16 protein-coding genes are annotated in these 14,238 nt (G+C 38.7%); 4 read left to right on the top strand and 12 right to left on the bottom strand.

The annotated features are described in order from the left end of the window. Positions 1–12 precede the first annotated feature (12 nt). Together RCG19_RS15425 and RCG19_RS15420 are read right to left on the bottom strand one after the other, a co-directional pair. Entirely contained in the window at positions 13–243 is a 231-nt protein-coding gene (locus RCG19_RS15425) for a 4Fe-4S binding protein (protein ID WP_166243075.1), read from the bottom strand. Beyond that, positions 221–925, bottom strand: a complete 705-nt coding sequence (locus RCG19_RS15420; RefSeq protein ID WP_308107853.1) for a CpaE/TadZ family protein — start codon at positions 923–925, stop codon at positions 221–223. The genes RCG19_RS15425 and RCG19_RS15420 overlap by 23 nt, the downstream gene beginning before the upstream one ends. 208 nt (positions 926–1,133) lie before the next feature. Between RCG19_RS15420 and RCG19_RS15415 the strand changes: the two genes are divergently transcribed. The 3 genes from RCG19_RS15415 to RCG19_RS15405 all read left to right on the top strand — a co-directional run bounded on the left by RCG19_RS15415 (position 1,134) and on the right by RCG19_RS15405 (position 4,008). After that, positions 1,134–2,252 (top strand): metallophosphoesterase, encoded by a 1,119-nt coding sequence (locus RCG19_RS15415; RefSeq protein WP_308107852.1) that lies wholly within the window; start codon positions 1,134–1,136, stop codon positions 2,250–2,252. Between the two features lie 186 nt (positions 2,253–2,438). After that, entirely contained in the window at positions 2,439–3,719 is a 1,281-nt protein-coding gene (locus RCG19_RS15410; RefSeq protein ID WP_308107850.1) for an ArsB/NhaD family transporter, read from the top strand. A 10-nt stretch (positions 3,720–3,729) separates the two neighbouring features. After that, positions 3,730–4,008 carry a hypothetical protein gene (locus RCG19_RS15405; protein WP_308107849.1) on the top strand — a complete coding sequence of 93 codons (279 nt, stop codon included), beginning with the start codon at positions 3,730–3,732 and terminating at the stop codon, positions 4,006–4,008. Positions 4,009–4,055: 47 nt separating this feature from the next. Here RCG19_RS15405 and RCG19_RS15400 read toward each other — a convergent pair whose 3' ends face one another. From RCG19_RS15400 to RCG19_RS15365, 8 genes are all read right to left on the bottom strand, one after another. Then, entirely contained in the window at positions 4,056–4,697 is a 642-nt protein-coding gene (locus RCG19_RS15400; protein WP_166243065.1) for a sulfite exporter TauE/SafE family protein, read from the bottom strand. Between the two features lie 50 nt (positions 4,698–4,747). Next, the gene (gene larC / locus RCG19_RS15395; RefSeq protein WP_308107848.1) at positions 4,748–5,227 is read right to left on the bottom strand and encodes a nickel pincer cofactor biosynthesis protein LarC2; all 480 of its coding nucleotides are present in this window, start codon (positions 5,225–5,227) and stop codon (positions 4,748–4,750) included. Between the two features lie 52 nt (positions 5,228–5,279). After that, positions 5,280–6,149, bottom strand: a complete 870-nt coding sequence (locus tag RCG19_RS15390) for a nickel pincer cofactor biosynthesis protein LarC (RefSeq protein ID WP_308107847.1) — start codon at positions 6,147–6,149, stop codon at positions 5,280–5,282. A 4-nt stretch (positions 6,150–6,153) separates the two neighbouring features. Beyond that, complete coding sequence (gene larB / locus RCG19_RS15385) at positions 6,154–6,900, bottom strand: nickel pincer cofactor biosynthesis protein LarB (RefSeq protein ID WP_308107846.1); 747 nt, start codon at positions 6,898–6,900, stop codon at positions 6,154–6,156. Positions 6,901–6,917: 17 nt separating this feature from the next. Further along, on the bottom strand, positions 6,918–8,393 hold the full coding sequence (locus tag RCG19_RS15380) for a gluconokinase (RefSeq protein ID WP_308107845.1): 1,476 nt from the start codon (positions 8,391–8,393) through the stop codon (positions 6,918–6,920). 125 nt (positions 8,394–8,518) lie between these two features. Further along, positions 8,519–9,319: an ATP-dependent sacrificial sulfur transferase LarE gene (gene larE / locus RCG19_RS15375; RefSeq protein ID WP_308107844.1), complete on the bottom strand. Its 801-nt coding sequence runs from the start codon at positions 9,317–9,319 to the stop codon at positions 8,519–8,521. A 76-nt stretch (positions 9,320–9,395) separates the two neighbouring features. Continuing rightward, the gene (locus RCG19_RS15370; protein WP_166243053.1) at positions 9,396–10,166 is read right to left on the bottom strand and encodes an SDR family oxidoreductase; all 771 of its coding nucleotides are present in this window, start codon (positions 10,164–10,166) and stop codon (positions 9,396–9,398) included. Between the two features lie 20 nt (positions 10,167–10,186). Then, positions 10,187–11,455, bottom strand: a complete 1,269-nt coding sequence (locus RCG19_RS15365) for a nickel pincer cofactor-dependent isomerase, group 22 (protein WP_308107842.1) — start codon at positions 11,453–11,455, stop codon at positions 10,187–10,189. A 250-nt stretch (positions 11,456–11,705) separates the two neighbouring features. On the opposite strand from RCG19_RS15365, the gene RCG19_RS15360 reads away from it, so the two are divergent. Next, a complete protein-coding gene (locus tag RCG19_RS15360) occupies positions 11,706–12,863 on the top strand; it encodes an ROK family transcriptional regulator (protein WP_308107841.1) in 1,158 nt (385 codons plus the stop codon). A gap of 33 nt (positions 12,864–12,896) precedes the next feature. Here the strand turns inward: RCG19_RS15360 and RCG19_RS15355 are convergent, their stop codons facing one another. Beyond that, positions 12,897–13,310 (bottom strand): helix-turn-helix domain-containing protein, encoded by a 414-nt coding sequence (locus tag RCG19_RS15355; RefSeq protein WP_308107840.1) that lies wholly within the window; start codon positions 13,308–13,310, stop codon positions 12,897–12,899. A 66-nt stretch (positions 13,311–13,376) separates the two neighbouring features. Then, complete coding sequence (locus RCG19_RS15350) at positions 13,377–14,159, bottom strand: response regulator (RefSeq protein ID WP_308107839.1); 783 nt, start codon at positions 14,157–14,159, stop codon at positions 13,377–13,379. Positions 14,160–14,238: the final 79 nt, after the last annotated feature.

Raw genomic sequence — 14,238 nt, 5'->3', positions numbered from 1 at the left:
ACTCCCTTCAAATCACACTGTTTGCAACATCTTTACCGGTTTAAATACAGCTATTACAGCATCAGGGCATATTTGTGCACATTTGGCACAACTGATACAATTTTCTTGGTTCACCACTGTTGCTGGACGGTATCCTTTCCCATTTAAATAGTCCGCCAGAAAAATAACCTTTGTTGGACATACTTCAACACATAGACCGCAGGACTTACAAATGGCTTCATTAAAAACGACCTTTTTCTCCATATGAATGCTCCTTTTCCCAGGGTAAAGTCATATACCGTTTAATAAAAACAACTTTATGAGTGTTGGCAAAGTCTTCAGCCTCCGCCTTTAAATGATTGGAGATGGTAGTATATAAAAATGGAATCTCGAGTCTTTCCGCTAGGCCTGAAGATAATTTATATCCTTGCATAATCTCGTTTATCGTCGTTTCAGCACCGATATTTGAGTTATTAATTATGCCGCGGACCTTAAGCCGAGAGGCCTTTTCGATCTGACGGACTGTGTAAAGCGCCCCCTCCACTGTACTGACATACGGACGTTTCCCATTGAGAACAAAGAGTAATTCCGGGTTTAATCCCTTCCATTCGTGATAGTATTGTCCTAGTGCCGTTGCCCCGTCTTTATCACCACCGGCATCGACAATGACTCGATATCTATGATCATGCAAAACTCGATACATTTCACCGGACACTATTGGGAGATCGGCCGCCGCTAAGCCATTCCTCGGGGCAAGTAATTCAACATCAAATTGTTGAAAGATACTCGCTACCTCCCGAGAGCGAAAATACGGGTTTATAACGTCTAAATCATTAATGGCTACCTTTTCGTGTTTCCATCTTTCTGCTATAGCCAGATTAATCGCAATTTCTGTCTTTCCACTGCCATAATGACCGGATAAAATAGTGATTTTATTTTCATTCAACGATTAAGTCACTTCCCTTCATCACCATGCAAGCGTTTCCAAAAATACCTATCTAAATTTTTCCAAGAATGACAACACTTATATTATAAAATAATTTGTATCTGCCCCGCCTTAAATAAAGGTACTATTCACTTAAATGTCATAAATATGAAGGAAAAACCAATACTATGAGTAGCATGCTTAAAGCAATATAATGGAGGTAATTTTAGTGGACAAAAACAGGGTTCCTTTATTACTGATCCTGCTGACCCTTGGTTGGTTTTCTTGTTCTACTCTTTCTTATGCCGCCGAGACCGTACCAAGCCCCAAAGGAATGGTGGATTTACGCATACTTGAAACAACTGATTTACATGCCGATTTGGTTAATTATGATTATTATCAAACAAAGACAGACAATCGAATTGGACTGATTAAAACGGCAACCCTTATTCATGAGGCAAGAAAAGAAGTCAACAATTCATTATTGTTTGATGATGGTGACCATCTAAAGGGAAACCCTCTTGGCGAATATTTAGCAAGAATTAAAAGTATGCATAAGGGAAAAACCCATCCAGTGTACCGTGCCTTCAATTATTTAAAATATGATGCGATCGCGATTGGAAATCATGAATTTAACTATGGCCTAGGGTTTTTAAATGCAGCTTTGAAAGGCTTAAAGATGCCAGCTCTAAATGCAAATGTAGTTTCCGTCAAAAAAAATAAGCCGTATTTTACTCCTTATGTTATTTTTAAAAAAATGGTAGTTGACCAAAATGGCAAACAGCATGAACTTCATATTGGGGTTATAGCCCTAATGCCTACCCAAATTATGAGATGGGATAAGGGTAATCTCGAGGGCAAGGTCATTGCTAAACCCATGGTAGAAACTGCGAAGAAATTTGTCCCCATTATGAAGGCTGAAGGTGCAGACATTATTATCGCCCTCGCCCATACAGGTATCAGCAGCGAACCATACAATCCGGAAACAGAGAATGCAGTTTATTATTTGACACAAATTCCTGAAATTGATGCTATTTTATCAGGGCATTCCCATAGTACTTTTCCAGGCCCTGTTTTTATTGATCTGCCTAATACCAATATGGAAACAGGACAAATCAATGGAAAGCCTGTCGTAATGGCTGGTGCTTTTGGCAGCCGGCTTGGAGTAATTGATCTTACACTTTCATATACCGAGGGCAAGTGGAAGGTAATCAATAGTACTTCCTTTACAAGACCAATTGCTGATGAGAAAGGTCATTCACTTGTAAAAACGGACAAACGTCTTTATAACTTAATTAAAACCGAGCACGAGGAAACCGTGGATTTTATCAAAAAGTTAGGTCTGTGACACAAAAGGTCTTGAATACTGTCGACACAATTTTCAGAATATGTTTTTCTTTACATCTTTTGAATAGTTTTATAAAATAAAGTGTAAACTACATATGTTGATTTTAGGTGGAGTCTGTCAAATCGGGCTCCTTTTTGCATTTTTTTCAATGATATGTAGAAATAATTTGGGAGAAGAGGTCGATATATGTCAACACAAGCTATCATCGCCATTGGTGTATTTCTCATTACTTATGCTTTCATCGTCACAGAAAAAATACACCGGACTATCATCGCAATGGCCGGCGGAATCATGATGGTTTTATTAGGAATTGTCGGTCAGGAAAAGGCACTGCACCATATCGATTTTAATACGCTTGGATTGCTGACAGGGATGATGATTATTGTTGCCATCACTGCGGAAACAGGTTTGTTCAAATACATAGCCATTTGGGCGGCAAAAAAAGTAAAGGGTGACCCATTAAAAACTTTACTAGTCCTTGGAGTCATTACTGCATTGGGCTCTGCCTTCTTGGATAATGTTACAACCGTTTTATTAATGGTTCCCGTAACTTTCAGCATCACCAGGCAATTACGTGTAAACCCCATTCCATTCTTAATTACCGAAATTATTGCATCCAATATTGGTGGCACCTCTACCTTAATCGGTGACCCGCCCAATATCATGCTTGGAAGTGCCGTTAAAGAATTAACCTTTATGGCCTTTATTAATAACCTTACCGCGATTTCATTTTTTATCTTATTTGTGAATATTGCTATTTTAGCTTTTATTTATCGCAAACAGCTTCGGACATCTGCTGAATTAAAGGCCACGTTAATGGACTTGGATGAAAAAGAAGAAATTACGGACAAACCTTTATTGATCAAGTCGTTAATTGCCCTGACAATTACTATTTTAGGTTTCTTCCTGCATCAGCTGTTACATATTGAATCAGCGACAGTCGCTCTAACCGGAGCATTTCTGTTACTTTTATTAACTGGGGAAAGCTATTTGGATAAAGCTTTTTCAAAAGTTGAATGGACAACCATCTTCTTCTTTATTGGTCTGTTTGTTCTTGTATCGGGATTAATTGAAACAGGTGTAATCTCATTATTAGCTGATTACTCCGTACACCTTACCGGGGGAGATGTGGCCTCAACATCAATTTTAATTCTATGGGTAAGTGCGATTGCCTCTGCCTTTATTGATAATATTCCATTTGTTGCCACGATGATCCCGATGATAAAAGATATGGGGGAATTGGGCGTCAATAATTTAGAACCACTTTGGTGGAGCTTATCACTCGGTGCCTGTCTGGGAGGAAACGGAACATTAATTGGGGCAAGTGCTAACGTCATCGTTGCCGGCCTTGCCGCCAAAGAAGGTCATTCGATTACGTTTGGGAAGTTTTTATTAATTGCCTTCCCACTAATGATCCTTTCCATCATAATCTGTACAGTCTACATTTATTTACGCTATTTAATTTAGGGGGCAAATGATGAAGGTAATCTATAAATATGACGAAAAGCTACTAGACCTTAAGGAAACCGCTAACGGGGATGACATTGAATTCTCGATAAACCTTCATGATAGTGAATTTAAGAAAAATTTGAAAAAAGTCCGCGAGTTTTTTGAGGAAAATAAAGTGTTAACTGATATCCATTATTATATCCATCCTAATAATAAGTATCAGGTAATTGTCAGAAAGGACTTTTATAATGAATTTTTGATTCAATTATTTAGACAGGAATTATTGCAGGAAATTAAATGGGGCTAAGGGATTTGCTGCCACATGAGTGGCAGCCCTTTTTTAGCTTCAAAATTCTACTGTACCCACATCTGAAATAGTCCTTCTGTAATACCCAGATTATACATATAGTAGATCCCAAATAGAAAACTTACCGTCCCGGCAAATTGGGTCAAACGACGATTAAGACCTACGCTTTTTTTACTATAAACAAACGGAATTCCAATGATCGTTGTAAACATGAGCATCCCAATAATCGTTCCTGCACCAAATATCAAAATATATAAGGCACACTCCCAGACAGACGACGCAGTTGACATAGTTAAAATAACCATCGCTGCACTCCCTGCCAATCCATGAATAAACCCAATAAAGGTAATCTTTATGAATGATGAACGAGCATGGTTATCGGAATTCCTTTGAAAGTTATTAAAAAATAGCATACTTTTTATACCTAAATACACTAACATAATGCCCACTAAAAATTCGAGTGACATGGCCCATTTCTCTGATAACTCACCTTTCATCAAAACCAATATCATCCCGACAATAAAAAGAGTACTAGTATGTCCGATTCCCCAGAATACACCTGTTAAAGTAGAACGAGACAGCTTATTGCTCTTACCAACCATGGTGGAAACGGCAATAATATGATCCGGTTCGATGGAATGCTTTATTCCTAAAACAAAACCTAAAAATAATACAGAGATAAAGCTCATAACTAACCTTCTTCCTCTCCTCTATTATCATAATGAAGAAAAAGAAAATCTTAAAGTCTATCTTTTTCCCCTATTACTTTCCAAACCTGCTCATAGACTTGTTTTAAAGGAATATTATGAAGCTGCGCAATATGTTTACATTCCTCATACTCGGGAGCTCTTTGTACGACTTGTCCTTCAAATATTCCCTCTTTTACCGTCACGCTCCCCCACTCCGTAGTAACCTTTGTAAACATTCTTTCTAATCTATGTACGGTTAACGGATAATAGCGTAGACCTAGCGTGGTTGTTTCCTTAAAAAGAATCTCCTTCATTCTATTACTATTTTCTTGTGAACAAAGTAACTGCAGTAATACGCCTGGTCTATTTTTTTTCATATAAATGGGCGTATAGAACACATCATTTGCTCCGGCCTCGAATAGTAAGTCCATCACATAGCCAAGCCATTCTCCAGGTATATCATCGAGATTCACTTCCATTTTGACCATTTGATGATCATAATGTTCATGATTGGGAGGAAGTGAGGCCATTTGGTTACCCCCTTTCAAGTTGGATGACTTTTTTACGTAACTTGTTTTCTCACTATTGCTCACCAATAATAACTCGGAGTACATTTGGGTGGTGTTTAAAGGTTTTTGTTCCCGCACCATACCCGATTGACCTAACTTTCAATGAAGGAATCGAACAATATTCCTCAGCAAGTACGGCGACAATCGCCGCTCCCGTTGGTGTTGTAAGCTCCGCTCTGATATCCGATTGGTCAAGCGGCACTCCTTTTAAAATTTCGAGTGTCGCGGGAGCCGGTACCGGATAAACTCCGTGGTCAATATGAATTCTTCCTGTGCCAACAGGAATAGCTGATGACTTGATGATGTCTATTTCCAATTGGTCGATTAAGATCGCCGCACCGATAATATCAATAATCGAATCAACGGCTCCTACTTCGTGGAAATGGACATTTTCCAATGGTATTCCGTGGATCAACCCTTCTGCTTCACCAATTTTATTAAAAATTTTTAAGGCGGTTTCCTTTACAGAGTCAGAAAAACCAGCCCCCTCAATTAATTCCACAATCTCTTTATAGGCACGATGGTCATGCTGGTGGTGATGGTCATGATCATGGCTATGGTGATGGTGATGGTGGTGGTGTTCGTGTTCGTGGATATGACTATGATCGTGGTGGTGCTCGTGTTCGTGACCATGACTATGGTCTTCGGTGTGCTCATGATTGTTGTTTTGATTATTCGAATTGTTTAGCAGTACAACATCAAATTTTGTGCTGCTAATACCATTTTTTATGATTTTTTTCCATTTCAGCTCATATTCATCTTCAATTTGAAGCTTTTTTAATTCCTCTGCTAATAGATTTGGATCAGCTCCAGCATCGATAAGTGCCCCGATGACCATATCGCCGCTGATTCCCGAAAAACAATCAAAATAAAGTGTCTTCATTTCCCTACCCCTTTTGTGCCAGCTGATGTATTAATACAGCGTTATATCCGCCGCCAAACCCATTATCAATATTTACTACACTAATTCCTGAAGCACATGAATTTAACATCGTAAGCAAGGCCGATAGGCCGTTAAAACTCGCTCCATACCCAATGCTTGTCGGGACAGCAATGACAGGGTGAGAAACAAGTCCGCCCACTACACTTGGGAGAGCCCCTTCCATTCCAGCAACAACAACGGAGACTGTCGCATTTTGAATTTCTTCGGCATGAAACAAGAGGCGATGAATGCCGGCAACACCGACATCATAAAAGCGGCGTACCTTGCTCCCGAGCACCTCTGCTGTAATTGCCGCTTCTTCTGCAACCCGTAAATCAGAGGTTCCTGCAGCTACAATGGCAATGTATCCTTCCGGGCTTCTCTCAGTATTCGTTTCATTTTTCCAAAAAAGAATCCTTGCTGTCTCATTATAGATCAGTTCAGGAAGCTCATTCCGGATTAATTCAGCCTTCTCCATTGCAACCCTTGTTACAAGAATTTCATTATTCCGCGCCCTTAAAGTCAGGATAATTGAAATAATTTGTTCCGCTGTCTTTCCTTCCCCATAAACGACCTCTGCAAAGCCCTGTCGTTTTTTTCGATGGTGGTCGACTTTCGCAAAACCCAAATTTTCAAAGGTAGCTAATTGTTCCTTGGCAGCTGTAATACTAAGGGTTCCATCTTGAACTTGCTTCAACACATCCTCAAGCATGCCTATCCCCCCTATTCTCACTTAAAATACTTTACCATATCATTTGCTAACATTTCATAATTCTCATAGAACTTCTTATATTGTTCACTATTTTCTTTAATTGGAAGTGTGGCTTTTCCCATCGGAATATTTCTTTTAATTTCTTCAAAGGAAGCAACTTTACGGATTGCCACTAACGCGGTCCATGCAGCCCCCCATGCTGCACTATGATGGCTTTCCGAAACATAAATTTCCGCCTCAAATATATCTGCCATCATTTGGAGCCACAATGGAGATCTGGCTAAACCACCGTTTACATAAACTTTTTGCGGCTCACCGGCTAAGCGTTCCAAGGTTTTTCCAATTTGATAGAGATTAAAGGTGATTCCTTCAAGTACGGCACGAATAAAATGTTCCTTTTTATGTGTGATTGTTACTCCGTAAAAATTCCCTTTTGCCCGTTGGTTCCAAATTGGTGCTCTTTCACCATTTAAATAAGGAAGAAAAAGCATACCATCTGCACCTGGAGGAATCTGTTCCGCATCAGAAAGAAATTCAGCAAAGCTTCTTTGGTCGTTCAATAGTTCCTTTAACCATTGAATAGCAATTCCTCCATTATTCGTCGGTCCGCCTATGATGGAAGAATCCTCTGTAAAGGAATAACAAAACGTTTCACGACTCTCACTAATCTTAACACCCTTTGTCACTTGCCTAATAGCCCCGCTTGTTCCAACTGAAACAGCTACTTCACCGGGAAGAATTGCACCATTTCCCAGGTTCGCTAATTGTCCATCTGCCGCTCCAACAACTACAGGCATGTCGGGGTGAATCCCCATCTCTTCTGCTTTATCTCGGTTGATTCCCATCACTATTTTTGTCGGTGGAACAATTTCAGATAGCTGATCTTCCGAAATACCCGTAAGGCCTAATAGTTCTTGCTCCCATTTATGGGTTGTGGGGTTGAATAACCCTGTTGCGGATGCCATTGAATAATCAATTACTCTCTCGCCAAACCAGCAAAGGAGTAAGTATTCTTTAATTGACATGAAAAATTTTGCTTCTTTGTATGGTTTATAGTCATTTTCTTTCATCCACAATAATTTTACAAAGGGTGTCATGGGGTGAATCGGTGTTCCTGTTTTAGCGTAAACCTTATTTCCAATTGTATTAATTACCTCATCAGCCTGTTTATAACTTCTTCCATCGGCCCAAATAAGTGCTGGAGATATCGGTTTGCCCTCCCCATTGATACAAATAAGCGAATGCATCGCAGCAGAAAAACCAAGAGAAACCAATTCATTTTTCTCAATTGCCGCTTTTTCAATGACTTCTCTAATTGCTAGGATTGCAGATTGTTCAATTTCATCCGGATTTTGCTCTACCCATCCTTGCTGGGGGTAATTTGATGTAATTACTTTTTCAACATCAGCCATTAATTTACCGTGTAAGTTAAACACACAGGCTTTAACGCTTGTTGTTCCGACATCAAGTCCAATTACAAACTCTCTTGGCATATTTCATCTTCCTTTTCAGTTACCACTATGTATTTATTATCCATTTTATCATACTCTTTTTTGACACGGACTACTCTTAAAACAAAAGGCTTTGGATATATCCAAAGCCTTTTGTTTTATCCACTTTAAGATAGAACCTTGTTCATACTGCCGCTCTGATATCCTATTAAATCTAAAGTAATATATTTATATCCATACTCTTGCAGCGTTTTTACAATCGAATTATGATTTTCTAAAATGGTACTCATATCACTTGGTTCAACTTCAATCCGGGCAATGTCCTCGTGTGTCCTTACACGAACTTGGCGAATATGGAGTCTTTTTAAATAATCTTCTGCCCTTTCAACCTTTGACAGCTTTTCTTGGGTAATAAACTCCCCATAGGCAATTCTAGATGAAAGACAGGCAAGTGATGGTTTATCCCATGTTGGCAAATCTAAATTCCGTGACAGCTCTCTAATTTCTTCCTTAAATAAATCAGCCTCCTGCAGCGGACCGCGTATCCCCTTTTCTTTAGCAGCCTGCATGCCTGGACGAAATTCATTCATATCATCAGCAATGACACCATATATGACATTTTGAAAACCCATTTCTTCCATGACTGGAATTAAATGATCGAATAAACTGCTTTTACAAAAGTAGCATCGATTTTTATTATTCTCAGCGTAGCCTGGGATGGCCAGTTCAGAAGTTTCAATCACTTGGTGCCTGACACCCATTTTTTCGGCAAGCTCCATTGCTTCTTTAAGCTCACTTGAGGGATAGCTTTCAGAGTCCGCAGTTACGGCTAGAACGTGATCCGCACCTAATGTGTCAAATGCCGCTTTTAGTAAAAACGTACTATCCACTCCTCCTGAAAACGCAACAACTACCGATTCCATTTCACGGAGAATAGACTGTAATTTTTTATATTTCTCAGTTAGCATGGTCCTTGTCTCCCCTCCCCTTACATTAAATCAATCATGCCATTGTTACCTTATTTAATAGGCAGCAAAAATATGATTAGATTGTCATACAGCCGAATCCGCCATCGACACGAATCATTGCACCAGTGACAAAGCTTGATGCCTTTTCTGAAGCGAGCCAAACAGTAGCACCTTGTAATTCTTCTGCTTCACCAAAGCGATTCATCGGGGTATGGCTCATGATCGATTCGATTCGTTCTTTGTCTAATATTTTCCGATTTTGTTCAGCCGGGAAAAATCCTGGAATAATCGCATTCACACGAATTCCATTAGGTGCAAATTCACGTGCTAAGAACTGTGTTACACTGTTAAGACCTGCTTTCGAAACAGAATACGTAAATACTCTTGAAAGCGGTGTTGTCGATGAAACAGATGAAATGTTAATAATACTGCCTTTTCGATCCTGCTCAATCATTCTTTTCGCGAAAATTTGACAGGTTAGGACAATCCCTTTTAAGTTGATATCCATTATTTTATCATATTCATCCATATCAAGTTCAAAGAAAGGTGTCGCACTATTTGTTCCAGGTGCATTCAGGAGAATATCCCAGCCACCAGACCATTGTTCGATTTCATTCGCAACCTGAACCAAGGAATCTTTAGAACTAACATCTGCTGAAAACGCCTTTGCTTCTCCACCGTTATTGACTATTTGTTTAACAATTTCCTCCGCCTTTTCCAAATTTCGACCAACAATCGCTACTTTAGCTCCGTGGTCTGCTAATCCTTTTGCCATGGCAGAGCCTAATACACCATTTCCCCCGATTGCTACCGCCGTCTTTCCTGTTAGATCAAATAAATTTGTCATTTCTCTCTCTCTCCTCTTTGTTAAAATAAATTCCCGTTTTCATCGAATGGAAATTCATATAGATCCGAAACCTGCTCCATATTTGGATGTTTTGCTATATAGTCAAGCAACGGTTCGGATACTTCAATTTCACTAAGTTTCAAGGTATTTTTAATGCGAACCAATTTGACATTTCTAAAATCTAAGATATTACTGGTTTTTACAGCAGCCTGAATTGCTTGTTTATCATTTGGTAATGTCGTAGCTATTTTTGTAGGAGCCACAACCGTTGATGTTAACCCATTTGCATAGGTTCCTTCTAAATCCATTTTGTCTAATAGACGCTTGGTTGTAAAATCTGCGGTTCCTACTCCATTGGCATTCCCCTCTGATTCATGCGTTACATCCAGCACCACCATTTTGTTAACATCTGGGCCGCCTGTTGCATATGGAGTGGGATAACGACCTGTAATATTTGGATCCATTCCATCACCGCTAATGTTTTTTCCAATTTCATCAATCACGAGGACATCCAATTGATCAAAATATAACTTTGGCAATAATGCTTTTGCTTGTGTCTGTAATCCAGCTTCCTTTTCGATAATCTCAGCCTGTGTTAATGCTTCCACAATTGCCACTTTGTCGAAGGCATTTTCAACTGTCGCTATTCCAAATAGGAATGGTGTTTTTTCCATGATGATTTTCGCCATCGCCGGCACATTTTCTGCCATATATTTAAAACCCATTTGATGGCAGGCTTCGGCCCCTCTTTGTTTCCCTAAGCCGATACTAATCATCTTCATAAGCCCGCTTTCCACAGGTCCTCGGAATGCCGTATGCGGCTTCACACGATTGATCACGACAATCCCATCAGCTTTTGAGGCATATTTATCGACATATACAGGCAAACCGTTCGGTAATTCGCTGATCTTTACTACTTCCATTGATGAACGGATTTCACAGCCCGCACTTTCCTCTGTAACACCGAGATGTGCTAATACTTCCCGCTGTCCTTCTGCGGTTGCACCACCGTGGCTACCCATGCTAGGGACGATAAATGGCTTTGCCCCTAAATCTTTTAAAAACTGAACCGTTACCGCAGTTAATTCCACGAGACGGTCAAGCCCCCTGCTGCCGACAGCTACGGCAATTTCCATTCCAGGCCGAACGGTCTTTATAATCTGTTCTTGTTGTAATTTTTCCATTAAAGCTTTACGAAGGTCATCAATCATTTTGTCATCAAACTTCACATTCACTTTTGCCATTTTTGGTACAGGAATATCTTTTAATAATTCTTGAAGTATACCCACGGACTAACACACTCCTTTTCCTTATGTAAGTGTTCCACATTGGATAAATTTCCATGTAAACAGGAAGTCCATTTTCTTATAAGCCCCCGTCTGTAATCCCTTTCAAAAAACATACTAACATAATTTATGTGTTTCTTTAATTAATTTGTTTACCAAACAAATTAATTAACTGTATAATATCATTATGCTAACCTTTTCGTCAATAAATATGTAGGATTATTTACCGAATTACCATTCAAGGAGGGCTTACATGATTACAGGTGATGCTGCATACATCAAAAAACTCAACCGATCGTTAATCATAAGTAAAATTTTTGAACATGGGATGATATCCAGAGCCGACCTGGCAAAAATTACAGGTCTAAATAAAGCAACGATCTCTGTTCAAGCAGCTGATTTACTAGCGGAGGATTTAATTATCGAGACCCAGCAAGATCATAAGAATCTTGGCAGAAGACCAATCATGCTCTCCATCAACCAACAGGCTGGATTTGTACTTGGAATTGACCTTGATAAACATTCGGTTACCTTTGCCTTAGCTAATATTAGCGGTTTGCCGGTTCAGACAGATACAATTCATCTAGATACCTCTGATTATGATGTTATTCTTGGAATGTTGATCAAACAAATAAACGCTTACAAACAGCAATGTTCAGAAGCTCGTTATGGCCTGTCAGGGGTAGTGATTGGGATTCACGGGATTGTAAATAATGACGAGATGATTTATTTTGTTCCGCAGCACGGCTGGCACAACAAAAATTTAAAAGATGACCTACAAACCCAAACCAGTGTGAGCATTTATATCGAAAACAATGCAAATTTGTGTTCTTTTGCCGAAAAGGTCTATCAACATCATCAAAGTGAGAATTTGTTATCAATCAGTCTGTACTCCGGAATTGGACTAGGCATAATGGTGAATGGTGATGCACTTAAGGGCCATCATGGCTATGCAGGCGAAATTGGCCATATGATCATCGTTCCTGACGGAATACCATGCAGCTGCGGGAATTTCGGGTGTTGGGAACAATATGCATCAGAATCAAGCTTCATGAAACAATTATCTGAAAAGCAGAATACTCCTGAATTAAGCTATGACGATATTCAAAAGTTAATCAGGGGGCAAGAACCAATTACGTGTGAACAAATGAAACAATATATTAAGTATCTATCAATTGGCCTTAATAATATTATCAATCTCTATAATCCTGAGATTTTGGTCATTAACAGTGAATTACTTCGAAACTATCAGGATGCTGTAGCGGAAATAAAAAATCATCTTACTTCAACGATTAGCCATTATTGTGAATTGCGGGTATCAGAACTGGGAAACAAAGCGTGTGTAATGGGCGCATGTGCTTTTGCGATTAAAAAGTTTTTGAATGTCTCAATTATCTGCTTATCGCTTTAATGGAGAAAGAAACGAATAAAACAACCGGAAAGGTCAATTCACAAAATTGAAATGTGAATTGGCTTTTTCCTTCCTTTTTATCCGCATTACCCCATTTCTATATTCAATCGGTGCTATACCCTCAAATGATTTAAAGGTTTTATTAAAATAACTCTGATTCTCATAGCCTAACATTTCGCTAATCTCAAGAATGGTATAGTTGGTTTGATCCAATAAATCCTTAGCACGGTTCATTTTCAGTTTCACAACGTATTTAACAAAATTAACACCGATTTCCTTTTTAAATAATCGGCTAAAATAACTGGAATTTAGGTGCAGGTAATTCGCTACTTCTTCCAACGTTATTTTCCTATGCAGATTATCTAAAATATACTTGCAGGCATTTTCAATTTCTGTGTTTGAACAGATTTTTGAATCATTGAATTCGATCAGTTTCATCATTTGCATTTTTATATCTACGGGCTTTTCAGCAGCATGGCCCTTTCTAAATGATAGAGAAATTCCAAAGGTGTCCTAAAAAATAATTTGTATCTTTTTCATCAAGCTTTTTATTTTTAGAAATTCCTCGTCTTCCACCATGCTTACAAATAAAAAGGATTTCTCTTTTTCAAATTGACCATGAACAGCATTTACTCCATCCTTTTCCACTACCTCCGCTATGACATTTTGAATAAAGTAATTTAGCAAATCAGTTGATTGAAAATAATGAAGAACTGATTGATATTGATTAATCATACAAAGGATAACCATATATCGTTGATTTGGCTGGAAGCCTAGTAAATAAGCTTCATCCTGCCAAACATTCGGATTATGGATGGGATGATGTATTGTTTTATTTATAAATCCTTCTAACATTAACCCCTTGTTTTGTTCGATGGTTTGAGCCATTTGTAATTGATTCATTTTATTCTTCTTTTCATTGTTAAGTGTATTTACAAACTGGCGCAGTATATGTATTATTTCATTTACATCTAACACATCTTTGAGGATATATTCTTGAACATTTAATTTAAGCGCCTGTTGCGCGAATTCGAACTCATTATGGCACGATAGGATTGTAACTAACAATGAAGGATATTTTTCCTTTAATTTTTTCGTTAGTTCAATTCCATTTAATTTTGGCATGCCTATATCTGTTATAAGGATATCAGGCATACTTTCTTCTGCTTCGTTTAATGCACTCATTCCATTTACATGGGTACTTTGCAATGTCAACCCAAGGCCATCCCAGTCGATCATTTCTGAAAGGAATTCCAACACAGGATAATCATCATCTACTAACATTACGTTATACATGATTTTCCTCCTCTTGAATAGGGATAAACATGGATACTTTGGTACCCTTGTCCGGTTCACTTTGTACCTGCATTAAAAA

This window comes from Neobacillus sp. OS1-2 (genome assembly GCF_030915505.1).
In the GTDB taxonomy this organism is placed as follows: Bacteria; Bacillota; Bacilli; order Bacillales; family Cytobacillaceae; genus Neobacillus.
Note: the sequence above shows the minus strand (reverse complement) of the source record. Positions and strands in the feature narration are given on the sequence as shown.